The following is a 17,568-nucleotide window of genomic DNA, read 5'->3' as shown; positions in this document are numbered from 1 at the left end:
TGCCACGGCGGCGATGACGCGTGGCCTACCAGCCGCGCTCGCGCCACTCCGCGAGGTGGGGACGCTCGTCGCCGAGCACGCCGTCGTCGCCGTGGCCGGGGTAGAAGCGCGTCTCGTCGGGGAGCCGGCCGAACACCTTGGTCTCCACGTCTCCGATCAGCTGCGCGAAGGCGGCGTCGTCGCCGAACGTGCCACCGACGCCGCCGGGGAAGAGCGAGTCGCCGGTGAACAGGTGCGGGTGGTCGGAGACCTTCGCGTCGTCCACCAGCAGCGCGATCGAGCCGCGTGTGTGGCCGGCGATCGGGACGACCTCGAGCTGGCACGCGCCGACGGCGACGGTGTCGCCCTCGCCGACGCGGCGGCCGACGGTGACGCCGGTCTGCTCCTCGATCGCGTCGGCGTCGGGCGCCCCGGCGACGACGACGGCACCGGGGTGCGCGGACGTCACCGCGGCGAGCGCGCGGTGGTGGTCCCAGTGCTGGTGGGTGGTCACGACGGCCGTGAGCGGGCCGTCGCCGATGAGCTCGAGCAGCCGGGACGGCTCGGCGGCGGCGTCGATGAGGACGAGGTCGCCGGTCTCGGCGCAGCGCAGCAGGTAGCAGTTGTTCGACATCTTCTCGTCGACCGCGACCTTCGTGACGCTCAGGCAGCCGAGGGTCTGCACGTCGGGTGTGCCGCCGGGGGAGACCCGTCCCGTGTACGTGCTCGCGTCGCCGTCGTTCACCATGCCTCCACCTCCGGGAGCTCGTCCGTGCTGGATGTGACGCCCTCGCCCGAGCCGCGGCCGGTGAGCCACCAGCCGATCGCGGCCGACGTACCGGTGACGACGGGGCCACCGTCGCCCTCACCGTAGGACCACGTGCCGTCGAGGTCGGTCGGACGGGCCTCGAAGGGCGGGGACGGGAAGCTCCGCAGCGAGTCGAGCAGCACCCGGCGGAACCCGTCCGGCCAGTCGGCCGCGGTGTAGCCGGCGTCGAGGTCGGCGTGGTGGATCTCGACCTCGCGGAGCCGCATCAGCGGGATCGCGGCGACCGGGTTCTCGCGACCGCCCGGCGTGCGCTCGAAGCGGCCCGCCCAGTCGCCCTCGTGCATCGCCGCGAGCGCGTCGGCGAACCTGCTCGTCGCGGCGAGGAAGCGGTCGCGCACCTCGGTCGGGCCGGCCGCGGCGAGCGCCTCGATGTCGGCGTCGCGGGACTCGTTCGAGGCGTACATCGTCGACGCCTCGCCGAGGTGGGCGCCGTGCAGGACCCCGGCGAGCGCCTCGGCGTTGAGGGTCACGTGCGCGACGACGTGCGCGCGTGTCCAGCCGGGCAGTTGCGACGCCTCCGCATACTGGGAGTCCGAGAGGGCGTCGACCGTGCGCACGAGCGACCGGTCGGCCACTGGGATCAAGCTGGTGATGAGCTCGGGCGGAGCGCCCGTGTCGTGGGTCACGAGGTCATCGTGCCACCACGCACCATCCCTCCGGTGTCCACCCGCGCGGGTGATCGATGGACCCACTGTCGGTGCTGCGTGAGAGGGTTGGACGGTGCGTCGCCTTGACCTCGGCGCACGACCGAGACGAACATGTGTTCGACTCCGACAAGCAGCCAGACAGAGGACCACAGTGGCCGACCAGCTCATCATCCGGGGCGCCCGCGAGCACAACCTCAAGGACGTGTCGCTCGACCTCCCACGCGACTCGCTCATCGTGTTCACGGGCCTGTCCGGGTCGGGCAAGTCGAGCCTCGCGTTCGACACGATCTTCGCCGAGGGCCAGCGCCGCTACGTCGAGTCGCTGTCGGCCTACGCGCGCCAGTTCCTCGGCCAGATGGACAAGCCCGACGTCGACTTCATCGAGGGCCTGAGCCCGGCGGTCAGCATCGACCAGAAGTCCACGTCGAAGAACCCGCGCTCGACCGTGGGCACCATCACCGAGGTCTACGACTACCTCCGCCTGCTCTACGCCCGCGCCGGCCGCGCGCACTGCCCCACGTGCGGCGCGCCCATCGAGCGGCAGACCCCGCAGCAGATCGTCGACCGCATCCTCGGGCTCGAGGAGGGGCGTCGCTTCCAGGTGCTCGCGCCGGTCATCCGCGGCCGCAAGGGCGAGTACGTCGAGCTCTTCCGCCAGCTGCAGCAGCAGGGCTTCAGCCGGGCGCGCGTCGACGGCCAGACCCACACCCTCGACGAGCCGCCGACCCTCGACAAGAAGCTCAAGCACACCATCGAGGTCGTGGTCGACCGCCTCGCGGTCAAGGAGTCGTCGAAGCGCCGCCTCACCGACTCGGTCGAGACCGCCCTTGGCCTGGCCGGCGGCCTGGTCGTCGTCGACTTCGTCGACCTCGACGCGAAGGACCCGGGCCGCGAGATGCGGTTCTCGGAGAAGATGGCGTGCCCCAACGACCACGCCATCGACACCGACGACCTCGAGCCCCGGTCGTTCTCCTTCAACTCCCCGTTCGGCGCCTGCACCGTCTGCTCCGGCCTCGGCACCAAGATGGAGGTCGACCCCGAGCTCGTGGTCCCCGACCAGGGCGCGACGCTCGGCGAGGGCGCGATCGCTCCCTGGAGCGGTGCCCACGTCGCCGACTACTTCCTCCGCCTGATCAACGCGCTCGGGGAGGAGCTCGGCTTCGACCTCAACACCCCGTGGAACGAGCTCACCCCGCACGCACGCACGTCGCTGCTCGAGGGCCACAAGACCAAGGTCCACGTCGTCACGAAGAACCGCTACGGCCGCCAGCGTGCCTACTACGCCGCCTTCGAGGGTGTCCGCCCCTACGTCGAGCGCCGCCACCGCGAGGCCGAGTCCGACACGAGCCGCGAGCGGTTCGAGGGCTTCATGCGCGAGGTCCCGTGCCCGGCGTGCAAGGGCACCCGCCTCAAGCCCGTCTCGGTGTCGGTGACCCTCGGCGCCAGGGACCAGGGCGGCAAGAACATCGCCGAGGTCTGCGCGATGTCGATCGACGAGACGGCCGAATACCTGCGCACCGTCGAGCTCTCCGCGCGCGAGCGCCAGATCGGCGAGCGGGTCCTCAGGGAGATCCAGGAGCGCCTGCGGTTCCTGCTCGACGTCGGGCTCGACTACCTCTCCCTCGACCGGCCCAGCGGCTCGCTGTCCGGCGGCGAGGCCCAGCGGATCCGGCTCGCCACGCAGATCGGCGCCGGCCTCGTCGGCGTCCTCTACGTCCTCGACGAGCCGTCGATCGGCCTCCACCAGCGTGACAACCAGCGCCTCATCGAGACCCTCGTCCGGCTCAAGGACCTCGGCAACACGCTCATCGTCGTCGAGCACGACGAGGACACCGTCCGCGTCGCCGACTGGGTCGTCGACATCGGCCCGGGTGCCGGTGAGCACGGAGGCCAGGTCGTCCACTCCGGCTCGGTCGAGGACCTGCTCGCGCACCCCGACTCGATGACCGGCCAGTACCTCTCCGGCCGTCGCGAGATCCCCGTGCCCGCCGTGCGCCGCCCCCGCACCGTCGGTCGCGAGCTGACCGTCCACGGCGCCCGGGAGAACAACCTCCAGAACGTCGACGTCAGCTTCCCGCTGGGCGTCTTCACCGCGGTCACCGGCGTCTCCGGCTCCGGCAAGTCGACGCTGGTCAACGACATCCTCTACACCTCGCTGGCCAAGCAGATCTACAACGCCCGCGCCGTGCCCGGGCGGCACACGAGGATCAGCGGTCTCGAGCACGTCGACAAGGTCATCCACGTCGACCAGTCGCCCATCGGCCGGACGCCGCGCTCCAACCCCGCGACCTACACCGGCGTCTTCGACCACGTCCGTCGGCTCTTCGCCTCCACCCCGGAGGCCAAGATGCGCGGCTACCTCCAGGGCCGCTTCTCGTTCAACGTCAAGGGCGGGCGCTGCGAGGCGTGCTCCGGCGACGGCACGATCAAGATCGAGATGAACTTCCTCCCGGACGTCTACGTCCCCTGCGAGGTCTGCCACGGCGCCCGCTACAACCGCGAGACGCTCGAGGTCCACTACAAGGGCAAGACCATCGCCGAGGTCCTCGACATGCCGATCGAGGAGGCCGCCGACTTCTTCGCCGCCGTGCCGGCGATCTCGCGCCACATGGTGACGCTGGGCGAGGTCGGCCTCGGCTACGTCCGGCTCGGCCAGCCGGCGACGACCCTCTCCGGGGGCGAGGCGCAGCGCGTCAAGCTCGCCAGCGAGCTGCAGAAGAGGTCGACGGGCCGCACGGTCTACGTCCTCGACGAGCCGACGACCGGTCTCCACTTCGAGGACATCCGCAAGCTCCTCCACGTCCTCTCCGGCCTGGTCGACAAGGGCAACAGCGTGCTCGTCATCGAGCACAACCTCGACGTCATCAAGACCGCCGACTGGCTGATCGACATGGGCCCCGAGGGTGGTTCGCGCGGCGGCCTGGTCGTCGCCGAGGGCACCCCCGAGCACGTCGCGTCGGTGGCGGAGAGCCACACCGGGGCGTTCCTCAAGCCGATCCTCGAGGGTCGCGAGGCCAAGCAGCCGCGCGGCAGGGTCAAGCCCGTCGAGGTCTCGCGCCCCGTCACGAAGGCTGCCGCGAAGAAGGCGGCGGCAGCGGAGCGCGCGGCGAAGAAGGCCTCGGCAGTGGCGGCGCCCGCGAAGAAGGCCACGGCGAAGAAGGCCACGGCGAAGAAGGCCACGGCGAAGAAGGCCACGGCGAAGAAGGCCGCCGCGAAGAAGGCCGCCGCGAGGAAGAAGTAGTCGTCACACGGCGGAAACCTCCGTCACAGACTCCTCACAGGCTCGCTGGCTACTGTCGCCGCATGACGACGATCAACAGACGACGCGCCCTGTCCGGCACCGCCGCAGTCGCGGTCGGCGTACCCGTCCTGGCCGCGTGCGGCTCCGACGAGACCGACTCCGCCACCGACCCGTCGACGGCCAGCCCCAGCGACGCCACGAGCGAGCCGAGCGCCAGCGAGTCGTCGGGCTCGGGCGGCGGCGACGCGCTCGCCTCCGCTGCCGACGTGCCGGTCGGGGGCTGCTTCGTGGTGTCGGCCGCCAAGGTCGTCGTGACGCAGCCGACCGAGGGCGACTTCAAGGCGTTCTCGGCCGTGTGCACCCACCAGGGCTGCCTCGTCGAGTCGAGCACGGACGGCCAGATCCCGTGCCCGTGCCACATGAGCATGTTCTCGCTGGAGGACGGATCGCCGACCTCGGGCCCGGCCACCACGGCTCTCGAGTCGGTCGCGATCACCGTCGACGGGGACTCGATCACCCGCGCCTGACCACCGGCGCCTGACCGCCCCGACGGACCCGTCCGCGGTCCCCGGTTCCGGGGACCGCGGAATCGCCACCTCGGGTCCTCGAGATGGGCGAGAATCCTCCACGGACGCCCCGGCCGGGGGCATGCGCAGGGGGAGCACCACATGTCGGTCCGGGCCGTTCGGGCACGCGTCGCGGTCGTCGCGGTCGCCGCACTCTCGGCGGGGCTGCTCGCCCCGTCCGCCGGGGGCGCCGCAACCGGCCGCACACCCGGCCACACCACCGGCACGACGGTCGAGGTCACGGGCACGGTCCAGGTGCTGCAGGGCGAGGGTGACCGCGACCGCTACTCGCTCCTGCTGCCCTCCGGGCTGAGCGTCGAGCTCGCCGACGGCTTCGAGGCCGAGCCGCTCTCGTCGTTCACCGGCACGCTCGAGCTCCCCGGCGGCACCGCCGCGACCCTCGTCGGTCGCGCCCGCGCCGACGCGCTGCGCGCCGCAGCGACCGCGCGCACCCCGCTCGAGGTCGTCGACGCGAGCACGGTCGCCGAGGGGCCGGCACCGGGCCCGACCACGCACGCGACCTACGTCGCCAGGGTGACCAACTTCAGCGGCTCCTTCGGGATGACCGACGCGCAGATCCTCTCGACGGTCGCGGCCTCCCAGCAGTACTGGGTGCGCGAGTCCGGCGGCCAGATCCCGGCCTGGAACACCGTCGGCGGCGTGGTGCCGGTGGCCTCCGACGTGGCCTCGGCGACCTGCGGCCTGGGCAACGGCGGCGCCGAGTTCGCCCCCGTCGTCGCCAACATCGGCGCCAAGGCGTTCCCCGGTGTCGACTTCTCCGGCACGTCCCCGAACCACCTCCTCGTGATGATCCCCGACGGGTGCGGCGGGTCCACCACGGGTCGCGCCCGGCTCGGCACGTCCTTCGCGAGCGGTGGCCCGGGGATCGTGGCGACGCAGTCGCCCGCCGAGACGCTGTCGACCCTCAACCACGAGTGGGGCCACAACCTCTCGCTCGAGCACGCCAACAACGCCACGGCCGAGTACGGCGACGTCTACGAGGTGATGGGCGCCGACGACGGCACCTGGAGGACACCGGTCCTCGGCACCGTCTACCGCTGGGAGCAGGGCATCGTCGCGGCCGGCGAGGTGGTCGACGCCTCGAGCGGGATCGGGCCGCAGACCCTCCAGCCGCGGACCGCCACCAGCGGCCTCCGCAGCATCTCCTTCATCAACCCCGACGACGGCGCCCGCTACTTCGTGGACCACCGCAACGCCACCGGCAACGACGCCGGGACCTGCTACGCGGCGTCCTGCAACTACACGACGGCCTACGGCCAGACCTACACCCCCGGCCTGGTGGTGGAGCGGGAGAACGCGACCAGTGGCGCCTTCCTGCTGACCGGTGGCGACGGATCGCTCCAGGCCGGTGAGCAGTGGACGAGCGGACGGGTCACCGTGACCGCCACCGCGGCCAACGCCGCCCAGGTCGCCATCGCCCCCGCGTCCGGGAGCTTCGCCGGCGGATCGGTGACGATGAGTGCGCCCACCGCGCAGCGCGACGTCTACGCCACCGCGACCGGCTTCAGCCCGACGCCGGTGCGCTACCGCTACCAGTGGACCTTCAACGGCCAGCCGATCCCGGGCGCCGACGACACCAGGTTCCGGCCGACCACCGCGATGGCCGGCGGCGTGCTCGGCGTCACCGCGACGGCGTACGCCGCTGGGCGCACGCCGTCGACCGTCACCGCCTCGCAGCCGGTGGCCGCCGCGACCTGGTCGGCCGTGGGCACCCAGCGCTACCCGGTGATCTCGGGCGACACCCGCGTCGGCCAGACGCTGACCGCGACCGGCATCGGCTGGGTCGACTACTACGGCCAGCGGCCCGCCGACCTCGCGCCGGTCTACCAGTGGTCGCGCAACGGGACGGTCATCCCGGGTGCCACGGCCAGCACCTACCGGCTGACCTCCCGTGACCACGGTGCGACCATCCAGGTCTCGGAGTTCCCGCGCGCCGCCGGCTTCGTCACCACGACCTACGCGCGCTCTCCCTCGACCGCGAAGATCGGCACCGGCCGGCTCGTCACGACCAAGCCGAGGGTCTCCGGCACGGCGAAGGTCGGCAGGACCGTCACGGCCAAGGTGAAGGGCTGGACCGCCGGCACGAAGCTGACGTACCAGTGGTTCGTGGGGAAGAAGGCGGTCAAGGGAGCGACGAAGAAGAAGCTCCGGCTCACGCGGTCGATGCGTGGCAGGAAGGTCGTGGTGAAGGTGACCGGCAAGCGGTCCGGCTACGCCAGGGTCGCGGTGAGGTCGAAGCCGGTCACGGTGAGGTGAGCGCTGTCGGGGGCCGCCCGTAGGGTTGGCGGGTGGCATCACCGAGCTCCTATCGACCCGCTCCCGGGTCGATCCCGACCCAGCCCGGGGTCTACCGGTTCCGCGACGCCAAGGGCCGCGTGATCTACGTCGGCAAGGCCAAGAGCCTGCGCTCGCGGCTGTCGTCCTACTTCCAGGACATCGGCAACCTCCACCCCCGCACCGCCTCCATGGTCACCACCGGCGCGAGCGTCGAGTGGACGGTCGTCGACACCGAGGTCGAGGCGCTCCAGCTGGAGTACAGCTGGATCAAGGAGTTCGACCCGCGCTTCAACGTGAAGTACCGCGACGACAAGTCCTACCCCTGGCTCGCGGTCACCGTGGGTGACGAGTTCCCGCGCGTGATGGTCGGTCGTGGCGCCAAGCGCAAGGGCACCCGCTACTTCGGCCCCTACAGCCACGCCTGGGCGATCCGCGAGACCGTCGACCTGCTGCTGCGCGTCTTCCCGATGCGCTCGTGCAGCAACGGCGTCTTCAAGCGCTCGGCGCAGATCGGCCGGCCCTGCCTGCTGGGCTACATCGACAAGTGCTCGGCGCCGTGCGTCGGCAGCGTCACGCCCGAGCAGCACCGCGAGATCGTCGACGACTTCTGCGACTTCATGGCCGGCAACACCGCCGCGTTCACCCGGCGCATCGAGAGGGAGATGTACGCCGCCTCGGAGGCGCTCGACTTCGAGAAGGCCGCCCGGCTGCGTGACGACCTCGGCGCGCTCACCAAGGCGCTCGAGAAGCAGGCCGTGGTCCTGGGCGACGGCACCGACGCCGACGTGATCGCGCTCGCGGAGGACCCCCTCGAGGTCGCGGTGCAGATCTTCTACGTCCGGGGCGGCCGCATCCGCGGCCAGCGCGGCTGGGTGGCCGACCGCTCCGACGAGGGCGGCACCGCCGACCTGGTCCAGGACTTCGTCCTCCAGCTCTACGGCGGCGAGGGAGGCGACTCCATCCCGCGCGAGGTGCTCGTGCCGGCTCTGCCGCCGGACGCCGACGTCCTCGAGGACCTGCTCTCCGAGCGACGCGGCAGCAAGGTCGCCATCCGGGTCCCGCAGCGCGGCGACAAGCGCGACCTCCAGCAGACCGTCGCGACCAACGCCGGCCAGGCCCTCGCGCTCCACAAGACCAAGCGCGCCAGCGACCTCACCACCCGCAACCGCGCGCTTGAGGAGATCCAGCAGGCGCTCTCGCTCGACGAGGTGCCGCTGCGCATCGAGTGCTACGACGTGTCCAACCTCCAGGGCACCGAGGTCGTCGCGTCGATGGTCGTCTTCGAGGACGGCCTGTCCCGCAAGTCGGAGTACCGGCGCTTCGTGATCAAGGGCGTCGACGGGCAGAACGACGTCGCGTCGATGCACGAGGTCATCACCCGTCGCTTCAAGCGGCTGCTCGACGAGCAGGCCCGCAGCGAGACCGTCGCCACCGACTCCGGTCCGATGCTCGTCGATCCGGAGACCGGCCGCCCCCGCAAGTTCGCGTACGCCCCAGCGCTGGTCGTCGTCGACGGCGGACCGCCCCAGGTGGCGGCCGCCCAGCAGGCGATGGCCGAGCTGGGAGTCGCCGACATCCCGGTCTGCGGGCTGGCCAAGCGGCTCGAGGAGGTGTGGCTGCCGGGGGAGGAGGACCCGGTGATCATGGCCCGCACGAGCGAGGGCCTCTACCTCCTCCAGCGCATCCGCGACGAGGCCCACCGCTTCGCGATCAACCACCACCGCAGCCGGCGCTCGAAGTCGATGGTCGAGAGCATGCTCGACGACGTGCCCGGCCTCGGCGAGGTGCGGCGCAAGACGCTGCTCAAGCACTTCGGCTCGCTCAAGAAGCTGCGGGAGGCGGAGCCCGAGGCGATCGCGCTCGTCCCCGGCATCGGCCCGCGCACGGCCACGGCGATCAAGGACGCGGTCGCGAAGGCAGACGCGACCCGCAAGACTGCTGCCACCGAGCCCACCGTCAACACTGCGACCGGCGAGATCCTGGAGGACTGATCGTGAACGAGCCGACCCCCGGCGAGCTGGTGATCGTCACCGGCATGACCGGTGCCGGACGCAGCACCGCGGCCAAGGAGCTCGAGGACCTCGGCTACTTCGTCGTCGACAACCTCCCGCCGACCCTGGTGCGTGACGTGGTGCGCCTCGTCGACGACAGCCGCGGCGTGGACCAGCCGATCGCGGTCGTCGTCGACGTCCGGTCGGGGTCGTTCTTCGACTCCCTCCAGGCCAACCGGCACCAGCAGGTCACCGGCCGGCCGACGACGCTGCTCTTCCTCGACGCGACCAACGACGTCCTGGTCCGCCGCCAGGAGGCCGCCCGGCGTCCGCACCCGCTGCAGGGGGGTGGGCGGCTGCTCCACGGCCTGCAGCGCGAGCGCGACGTGATGGCCGACATCCGTGGCGACGCCGACATCCAGCTCGACACGTCCAACTTCAACGTCCACCAGCTCCAGGACCGGATCACCGAGCTCTTCGGCACGGAGGCCACCACCCGGCTCAAGCTGACGGTCATCAGCTTCGGCTTCAAGTACGGCATCCCCGTCGACGCCGACTGGGTGGCGGACATGCGGTTCCTGCCCAACCCGCACTGGATCCCCGAGCTGCGTCCGCAGAACGGGCGCGACCCGGAGGTCTCGGCCTACGTCCTGTCGCAGCCCGGGGCGGCCGAGTTCCTCGACCAGTACCTCCCTGTCCTCGGCACCGTGGCCGCGGGCTACCTCCGCGAGGGCAAGCGCTTCATGCAGGTCGCCGTCGGCTGCACCGGTGGCAAGCACCGCAGCGTCGCCATGACCGAGGAGATCGCCGCCCGCATCCGCAAGGCCGGTTACGACGTCAGCACCGCGCACCGCGACCTCGGCAGGGAGTGAGGTGGCTCGCCAGACCGCGCAGGCCGCGGTGGCCCTCGGCGGCGGCCACGGGCTCTTCGCCACCCTGTCGGCCCTGCGTCGGCTCCACGACGACCTCACGATCGACGACCTGACCGCCGTCGTCACGGTGGCCGACAACGGCGGGTCGTCGGGCCGGCTGCGGGGCGAGTTCGGCGTCCTGCCTCCGGGTGACCTGCGGATGGCGCTCGCCGCGCTGTGCGGCGACGACGAGTGGGGCACCACCTGGGCCGACGTGCTCCAGCACCGGTTCGCCGGGGACGGCGAGATGAACGGCCACGTCGTCGGCAACCTGCTGATCGTCGGGCTCTGGGAGCTGATGGGCGACCACGTGCGCGCCCTCGACTGGGTCGGCCGGCTGCTCGGCGCCCACGGCCGCGTGCTCCCGATGGCCACGACCCCGATGGACATCACCGCCCGCGTCCGCGGCGCCGATGCTGGACGACCCGACGAGGTCAGCGTCGTACGCGGCCAGGTCGAGGTCGCGACGACCGCCGGCCAGATCGAGTCGGTCGCGCTCGTGCCCGAGGACCCGGCGACGTGCCAGGAGGCCATCGACGCGGTTCTGGCGGCCGAGTGGGTCGTGCTCGGCCCCGGTTCGTGGTTCAGCTCGGTCATCCCGCACCTGATGGTGCCGGGCCTGCGGCGGGCGCTGGCCCAGACCGAGGGACGTCTGGTCGTCGTGCTCAACCTCGAGGCGCAGGCGGGGGAGACGACCGGCTTCGGGCCGGAGGACCACCTCGCCGTGCTGTTCGAGCACGCCCCCGACCTGACCGTCCACGCGGTCCTGGTCGACTCCTCGACCATCGACCTGGCCGGCGACGAGGAGCGCCGTCGGCTCGAGCGGGCCGTGACCGCGCGAGGTGCCCGGCTGGTCGTCGACGACATCGCCGTCGCGGGGGAGCCGAGGCACGACCCCGACCGCTTGGCGGCCGCCTTCCGTCGGATCGTCGACGAGGGCTGAGTCGCAGGTCACCTGCGGGCACTGCGCCCGTCCGCTCCGGGCCGAGGGTCGTTGACCTGCATGGCAGGATTCCGCTCATGGCTATGACGGCGCAGGTGAAGGCAGAGCTCGCCTCCACCCAGATCACCAAGACCTGCTGCCGCAAGGCCGAGGTCGCCTCGATGCTCCGCTTCGCGGGCGGGCTCCACATCGTGAGCGGTCGCATCGTCGTCGAGGCCGAGCTCGACACCGGCGCAGCCGCCCGGAGGCTGCGCAAGGACATCGCCGAGGTCTACGGCCACCCCTCCGACGTCGTGATGGTGCAGGGCAACGGCATCCGCAAGGGCAGCCGCTACATCGTCCGCGTCACCAAGGACGGCGAGTCGCTCGCGCGCCAGACGGGCCTGCTCGACCAGCGTGGCCGACCCGTCCGCGGGCTCCCGCCGGCGGTCGTGAGCGGAGGCGGCTGCGACGCCGTCGCCGCGTGGCGCGGTGCCTTCCTCGCCCACGGCTCGCTCACCGAGCCCGGACGCTCGTCGTCGCTCGAGATCACCTGCCCGGGTCCCGAGGCCGCGCTGGCGATCGTCGGCGTCGCCCGGCGCCTCGGCATCTCGGCGAAGGCCCGCGAGGTCCGCGGGGTCGACCGCGTCGTGATCCGCGACGGGGACGCCATCGGCGCGCTGCTCACCCGCCTCGGCGCCCACGAGTCGCTGATGGCGTGGGAGGAGCGCCGGATGCGCCGCGAGGTGCGGGCCACGGCCAACCGGCTCGCCAACTTCGACGACGCCAACCTCCGCCGCTCGGCGCGTGCCGCGGTCGCCGCAGGCGCCCGCGTGGAGCGAGCCCTCGAGATCCTCGGCGAGGAGATCCCGGACCACCTCCAGCAGGCCGGCAACCTGCGCCTCGAGCACAAGCAGGCCTCGCTGGAGGAGCTCGGCCAGCTGCACGACCCGGTCCTCACCAAGGACGCCATCGCCGGTCGGATCCGCCGACTCCTCGCGATGGCCGACAAGCGCGCCGAGGAGCTCGGCATCCCCGACACCGAGGCGTCGCTGACCCCCGAGATGCTGGCCGACGAGGGCTGAGCGCCCGTTCCGTCGCGGTCCGTGGACACCGGACCACGGCAGTTCACGTATCTGATTGGATCGATCCAAGTTACCTGTCCGTACTTCGAACGGCCACCCGTCCAGCCTCGATTCGCACCCGCTAGGGTCGGTGATGCTGGTCACCGAAGGCCAGAGCAGTCGACGGGGTCACCGAAGGCCCCACCCAAGGAGAAAACAGTCATGACCGTCCGCGTAGGCATCAACGGGTTCGGCCGCATCGGCCGCAACTTCTTCCGCGCCGTCCGCGCCTCCGGCGCCGACATCGAGATCGTCGGGGTCAACGACCTCACCGACAACGCCTCGCTCGCGCACCTGCTCAAGTACGACTCGATCCTCGGCCGCCTCGACGCCGACGTGTCGAGCGACGACACCTCGATCTTCGTCGGCGACCAGAAGATCGCCGTGTCCGACGAGCGCGACCCCGCCAACCTCAGCTGGGGCGACCTGGGCGTCGACGTCGTCGTCGAGTCCACCGGCTTCTTCACCGACGCGACCAAGGCCAAGGCCCACGTCGACGCCGGCGCGAAGAAGGTCATCATCTCGGCGCCCGCCTCCAACGAGGACATCACGATCGTGATGGGCGTCAACGACGGCCTCTACGACCCCGCCGCGCACACGGTCATCTCCAACGCCTCGTGCACGACCAACTGCCTCGCGCCGATGGCGAAGGCGCTCCACGACGGCCTCGGCATCAACAAGGGCCTGATGACGACGATCCACGCCTACACCGCGGACCAGAACCTCCAGGACAACATCCACAAGGACCCGCGCCGCGCCCGCGCCGCCGCGCTCAACATGGTCCCGACCTCGACCGGTGCGGCCAAGGCCATCGGCCTCGTCCTCCCGGAGCTCAAGGGCAAGCTCGACGGCTACGCCATGCGCGTCCCGGTCCCGACCGGCTCGGCCACCGACCTCACCTTCGAGGCCGCCCGCGAGACGACCGTCGACGAGGTCAACGAGATCGTCAAGGCGGCGGCCGACGGTCGCTACCTGAAGTACTCGACCGACCCGATCGTCTCCACCGACATCGTCACCGACCCGGCGTCCTGCATCTTCGACGCGCCGCTGACCAAGGTCATCGGCAACCAGGTCAAGGTGCTCGGCTGGTATGACAACGAGTGGGGCTACTCCAACCGCCTCGCCGACCTGATCACCCACGTCGGCGCCTCGCTCTGATCCATGTCCGACATCTCCTCGCTGGGTGACCTGACCGGCAAGCGCGTCCTGGTCCGCTCGGACCTCAACGTGCCCCTTGACGGCACCACCATCACCGACGACGGGCGGATCCGCGCGAGCGTGCCGACCATCCAGCAGCTGTCCGACGCGGGGGCCAAGGTGGTCGTCACCGCCCACCTCGGCCGCCCGGACGGCTCGCCCGACCCGAAGTACTCCCTCCGGCCCGTCGCCGCACGGCTGGCGGAGCTCCTCGGCAAGCCGGTCGCGTTCGCGACCGACACCGTCGGTGCCGACGCGACGGAGACCGTGGCCGCGCTCCAGGACGGCGAGATCGCCGTCCTGGAGAACGTCCGCTTCAACGACGGCGAGACCAGCAAGGACGACGCGGTGCGCGCGGCGTTCGCCGACCAGCTCGCCCAGCTGGCCGACGCCTTCGTCTCCGACGGCTTCGGCGTCGTCCACCGCAAGCAGGCGAGCGTGTACGACGTCGCGCTCCGGCTCCCGTCCGCCATGGGCGGGCTGGTCGCGGCAGAGGTCGACGTGCTGCGCCGGCTCACCGAGCACCCCGAGCGCCCCTACGTGGTGGTGCTCGGCGGCTCGAAGGTGTCCGACAAGCTCGGCGTCATCGACAACCTGATCGACAAGGCCGACAAGCTGCTCATCGGTGGTGGCATGGTCTTCACCTTCCTCAAGGCCCAGGGCCACGAGGTCGGCAAGAGCCTGCTCGAGGCCGACCAGCTCGACACCTGCACCCGCTACCTCACCGAGGCGGCGGACCGGGGCGTGGAGATCCTGCTCCCGACCGACGTCGTGGTCGACACGGCGTTCCCGTCGGGCGACCGCGAGCCCCAGCCCAGCGTCGTACCCGCCTCGGAGATCCCGGCCGACGCCCTCGGCCTCGACATCGGGCCCGAGTCGGCAGCCGCCTTCGCGGCGGCCCTGGCCGACGCCCGCACGGTCTTCTGGAACGGCCCGATGGGCGTGTTCGAGGTGGCCGCCTTCGCAGACGGCACCCGCGCCGTCGCGCAGGCACTCACCGAGGTCTCCGGGCTCTCGGTGGTCGGCGGCGGCGACTCCGCCGCGGCCGTGCGCCAGCTCGGCTTCGACGAGGCCGCGTTCGGCCACATCTCCACCGGCGGAGGCGCGTCGTTGGAGTTCCTGGAGGGCAAGGAGCTCCCGGGCATCGCTGTACTCGAGAGGGACTGAACCCGTGGCCAAGCACGACCGCACGCCCCTGATGGCGGGCAACTGGAAGATGAACCTCAACCACCAGGAAGCGGTGGTGCTGGTGCAGAAGCTGGCGTGGACGCTGTCCGACAAGCGCCACGACTACGCCAAGGCCGAGGTCGTCGTCGTCCCGCCGTTCACCGACATCCGCTCGGTGCAGACGCTGGTCGACGGTGACCGTCTCTCGATCCGCTACGGCGCCCAGGACGTCTCCGTCCACGACAACGGCGCCTACACCGGTGAGATCTCCGCCGCGATGCTGTCCAAGCTGGGCTGCTCCTACGTCGTCGTGGGCCACTCGGAGCGCCGGATGTACCACGGCGAGAGCGACGAGCTGGTCAACGCCAAGGCGCACAAGTCGCTCGCGGCCGGCATGGTCCCGATCGTGTGCGTCGGGGAGGGCCTCGACGTACGCCAGGCGGGCGAGCACGTGCCCTTCACGCTGTCGCAGGTCGACGGCTCGCTCGCGGGCTTCACCGCCGAGCAGGTCGCCGGCCTCGTCGTGGCCTACGAGCCCGTGTGGGCCATCGGCACCGGTGAGGTCGCCACCCCCGACGACGCGCAGGAGGTCTGCGCGGCCATCCGCGTGCGCGTTCGCGAGGTGCACGGGGACGCGGCGGCCGACGGCCTCCGGATCCTCTACGGCGGCTCGGTCAAGGCGGGCAACGTCGGCGGGATCATGGACAAGGCCGACGTCGACGGCTGCCTCGTCGGTGGCGCGAGCCTGCAGGTCGACGAGTTCGGCGGCATCTGCCGGTTCTACGACATGCCCGTCCTCTGAGGCCGAGCACCGGCTTCGACGACGAGTGACGTAGGCTTCCGACCGTGATTCTGCTCTTCACCATCCTGCTCGTCCTTGCGAGCGCGATCATGATCCTGCTGGTCCTCCTCCACAAGGGGCGAGGCGGCGGCCTGTCCGACATGTTCGGCGGCGGCGTCTCCAGCAGCCTGGGGGGATCGTCGGTGGCTGAGCGCAACCTCGACCGGTTCACGGTCGGCGTCGGCGTCATCTGGTTTGCCTGCATCATCGCCCTGGGCCTCCTCATGGCCTACCAGGGCAACTGATTCCCCTCTGAGACTCTTGAGAAGGAGCCCCCGGTGGCTGGTGGTGGTGGAAACGCGATCCGCGGAAGTCGGGTCGGGGCTGGCCCGATGGGCGAGGCGGAGCGCGGAGAGGCCGCGCCGCGGCAGACGGTGACCTACTTCTGCAGCCACGACCACCGCTCGGTGGTCACCTTCGCGATCGAGGCCTCCGCCCCCGACTCGTGGGACTGCCCCAAGTGCGGCCTCCCGGCCAGCCTGGACTCGGAGAACCCGCCGCCGGCGCCGAAGATCGAGCCCTACAAGACGCACCTCGCCTACGTCAAGGAGCGTCGCAGCGAGACCGAGGCGGCCGACATCCTCGACGAGGCCGTCGCCCTGCTCCGCAGCCGTCGCAAGTCCGGCGACATCATCTTCTGACCGGGCGCTTTGTCCCCGTCCTGCCTGGCGACCGGGCGCTTTGTCCCCGTCCTGCGTGGCGACCGGGCACTTCGGCGCCTGCCTGTGGATGACGCGGGCGAGGATGGCCTCCCGTGGTCCAGCGTGTCTGCATGCATGTCATGCCACCGTGGGCGCGCGATGCCGTCCTGCTCGGGTCCGACTCTCCGCTGCCGCTGGACCGCCCGTTCACGGCCAGGGAGGCAGACGCTATGGGAGTGCGCGCGAGCCTTCGCGCGAGGCTCGTCGAGCGCGGCCTCATCTGGCCGCTCCTCCGTGGTGTGTTCGTCGCGAGCCAGGTCCAGGACTCGCTGGGACTGCGGGTGGGCGCGCTCCAGCTCGTGGTCCCGGATCACGCGGTCGTCGTGGATCGGACGGCGGCCTGGGTCCACGGAGTCGACGCCCTCCCTCGTTCGGCGATCCATCTGATGCCCCGGCTCGACGTTGTCAGCAGCGCCGGCAGCCGGATGCGTCGGCCGGGCATCGAGAGCGGAATCAGGGACTTCGTCCCATCGGACATCACCGTCGTGGGTGGCCTTCGACTGACCACCAAGCTCCGCACGGCGTGCGACCTCGGCCGCCGGCTGTGGCGGTACGACGCCCTGGCTGCCGTCGACGGCTTCCTGCGGGCCGGGCTCGACCACTCCGAGCTGCTCGCCGAGGTCGACCGGTTCAAGGGACATCGGGGTGTCGTGCAGCTGCGTGCCCTCGCTCCGCTGGGAGACCTCGGTGCGGAGTCGCCTCCCGAGAGCGCCCTGCGACTGCACTGGCACGATGCTGACATCGGCGAGCCGAAGACCCAGATCTGGGAGTACGACGACGATGGTCGACCCACGTACCGGATCGACGTCGGTGACCCCGAGGCCAGGTACGGCGCCGAGTACTTCGGTGAGCAGTTCCACGGGACGGACGACGAGGAGCACGACGAGGATCGCATCGCCTGGCTCGAGGAGCACCGCGACTGGAGCATCGAGGTCTTCACGAAGGTCGACGTCTACGTCCCGAGCTCGCTGCCGCTGACATCTTGCGGCGAGGCCACACCCTCGCCGCGGCGGCCCACCACCTGCGCCACACGACGTACATCGACCTCTCTCGATGACGGGGAGGAACCGCCCGGTGGGTGGTCGTGACGGGGAGGAACCGCCCGGTCGGCGGGGCTGACGGGGAGGAACCGCCCGGTCGGCGGGGCTGACGGG

At 71.3% G+C, this 17,568-nt stretch carries 15 protein-coding genes; 13 read left to right on the top strand and 2 right to left on the bottom strand.

Annotation, left to right across the window (positions count from 1 at the left end):
• Window positions 1-25 precede the first annotated feature (25 nt).
• On the bottom strand, window positions 26-727 hold the full coding sequence (locus tag BLV76_RS19715; protein ID WP_090971406.1) for an MBL fold metallo-hydrolase: 702 nt from the start codon (window positions 725-727) through the stop codon (window positions 26-28).
• On the bottom strand, window positions 721-1,434 hold the full coding sequence (locus BLV76_RS19710; protein ID WP_175539763.1) for a maleylpyruvate isomerase family mycothiol-dependent enzyme: 714 nt from the start codon (window positions 1,432-1,434) through the stop codon (window positions 721-723). Before BLV76_RS19710 ends, BLV76_RS19715 begins: the two co-directional genes overlap by 7 nt.
• A gap of 172 nt (window positions 1,435-1,606) precedes the next feature.
• On the opposite strand from BLV76_RS19710, the gene uvrA reads away from it, so the two are divergent.
• From uvrA to BLV76_RS19645, 13 genes are all read left to right on the top strand, one after another.
• Entirely contained in the window at window positions 1,607-4,696 is a 3,090-nt protein-coding gene (gene uvrA, locus BLV76_RS19705) for an excinuclease ABC subunit UvrA (protein ID WP_090971401.1), read from the top strand.
• Window positions 4,697-4,758: 62 nt separating this feature from the next.
• Entirely contained in the window at window positions 4,759-5,223 is a 465-nt protein-coding gene (locus tag BLV76_RS19700; RefSeq protein WP_090971399.1) for a Rieske (2Fe-2S) protein, read from the top strand.
• A gap of 141 nt (window positions 5,224-5,364) precedes the next feature.
• Entirely contained in the window at window positions 5,365-7,539 is a 2,175-nt protein-coding gene (locus BLV76_RS19695; RefSeq protein ID WP_090971396.1) for a hypothetical protein, read from the top strand.
• A 32-nt stretch (window positions 7,540-7,571) separates the two neighbouring features.
• Window positions 7,572-9,551 (top strand): excinuclease ABC subunit UvrC, encoded by a 1,980-nt coding sequence (gene uvrC / locus BLV76_RS19690; protein WP_090971394.1) that lies wholly within the window; start codon window positions 7,572-7,574, stop codon window positions 9,549-9,551.
• Between the two features lie 2 nt (window positions 9,552-9,553).
• A complete protein-coding gene (rapZ, locus tag BLV76_RS19685; protein ID WP_090971392.1) occupies window positions 9,554-10,423 on the top strand; it encodes an RNase adapter RapZ in 870 nt (289 codons plus the stop codon).
• 1 nt (window position 10,424) lies between these two features.
• Window positions 10,425-11,405 (top strand): gluconeogenesis factor YvcK family protein, encoded by a 981-nt coding sequence (locus tag BLV76_RS19680; RefSeq protein ID WP_090971390.1) that lies wholly within the window; start codon window positions 10,425-10,427, stop codon window positions 11,403-11,405.
• A gap of 77 nt (window positions 11,406-11,482) precedes the next feature.
• The gene (whiA, locus tag BLV76_RS19675; RefSeq protein ID WP_090971388.1) at window positions 11,483-12,469 is read left to right on the top strand and encodes a DNA-binding protein WhiA; all 987 of its coding nucleotides are present in this window, start codon (window positions 11,483-11,485) and stop codon (window positions 12,467-12,469) included.
• A gap of 201 nt (window positions 12,470-12,670) precedes the next feature.
• On the top strand, window positions 12,671-13,666 hold the full coding sequence (gene gap, locus BLV76_RS19670; RefSeq protein WP_090971386.1) for a type I glyceraldehyde-3-phosphate dehydrogenase: 996 nt from the start codon (window positions 12,671-12,673) through the stop codon (window positions 13,664-13,666).
• A gap of 3 nt (window positions 13,667-13,669) precedes the next feature.
• Entirely contained in the window at window positions 13,670-14,872 is a 1,203-nt protein-coding gene (locus BLV76_RS19665) for a phosphoglycerate kinase (RefSeq protein ID WP_090971384.1), read from the top strand.
• A gap of 31 nt (window positions 14,873-14,903) precedes the next feature.
• The gene (tpiA, locus tag BLV76_RS19660) at window positions 14,904-15,674 is read left to right on the top strand and encodes a triose-phosphate isomerase (RefSeq protein ID WP_090973006.1); all 771 of its coding nucleotides are present in this window, start codon (window positions 14,904-14,906) and stop codon (window positions 15,672-15,674) included.
• Between the two features lie 44 nt (window positions 15,675-15,718).
• Complete coding sequence (secG, locus tag BLV76_RS19655) at window positions 15,719-15,958, top strand: preprotein translocase subunit SecG (RefSeq protein ID WP_090971382.1); 240 nt, start codon at window positions 15,719-15,721, stop codon at window positions 15,956-15,958.
• Between the two features lie 33 nt (window positions 15,959-15,991).
• Window positions 15,992-16,354, top strand: a complete 363-nt coding sequence (locus BLV76_RS19650) for an RNA polymerase-binding protein RbpA (RefSeq protein ID WP_090971380.1) — start codon at window positions 15,992-15,994, stop codon at window positions 16,352-16,354.
• Between the two features lie 131 nt (window positions 16,355-16,485).
• On the top strand, window positions 16,486-17,502 hold the full coding sequence (locus BLV76_RS19645) for a hypothetical protein (protein WP_139306639.1): 1,017 nt from the start codon (window positions 16,486-16,488) through the stop codon (window positions 17,500-17,502).
• Window positions 17,503-17,568: the final 66 nt, after the last annotated feature.

Origin of the sequence: Nocardioides exalbidus (genome assembly GCF_900105585.1) — a bacterium.
GTDB lineage: Bacteria > Actinomycetota > Actinomycetes > Propionibacteriales > Nocardioidaceae > Nocardioides > Nocardioides exalbidus.
The sequence above is the reverse complement of the archived record's forward strand: the minus strand, read 5'-3'. Positions and strand labels throughout refer to the sequence as shown.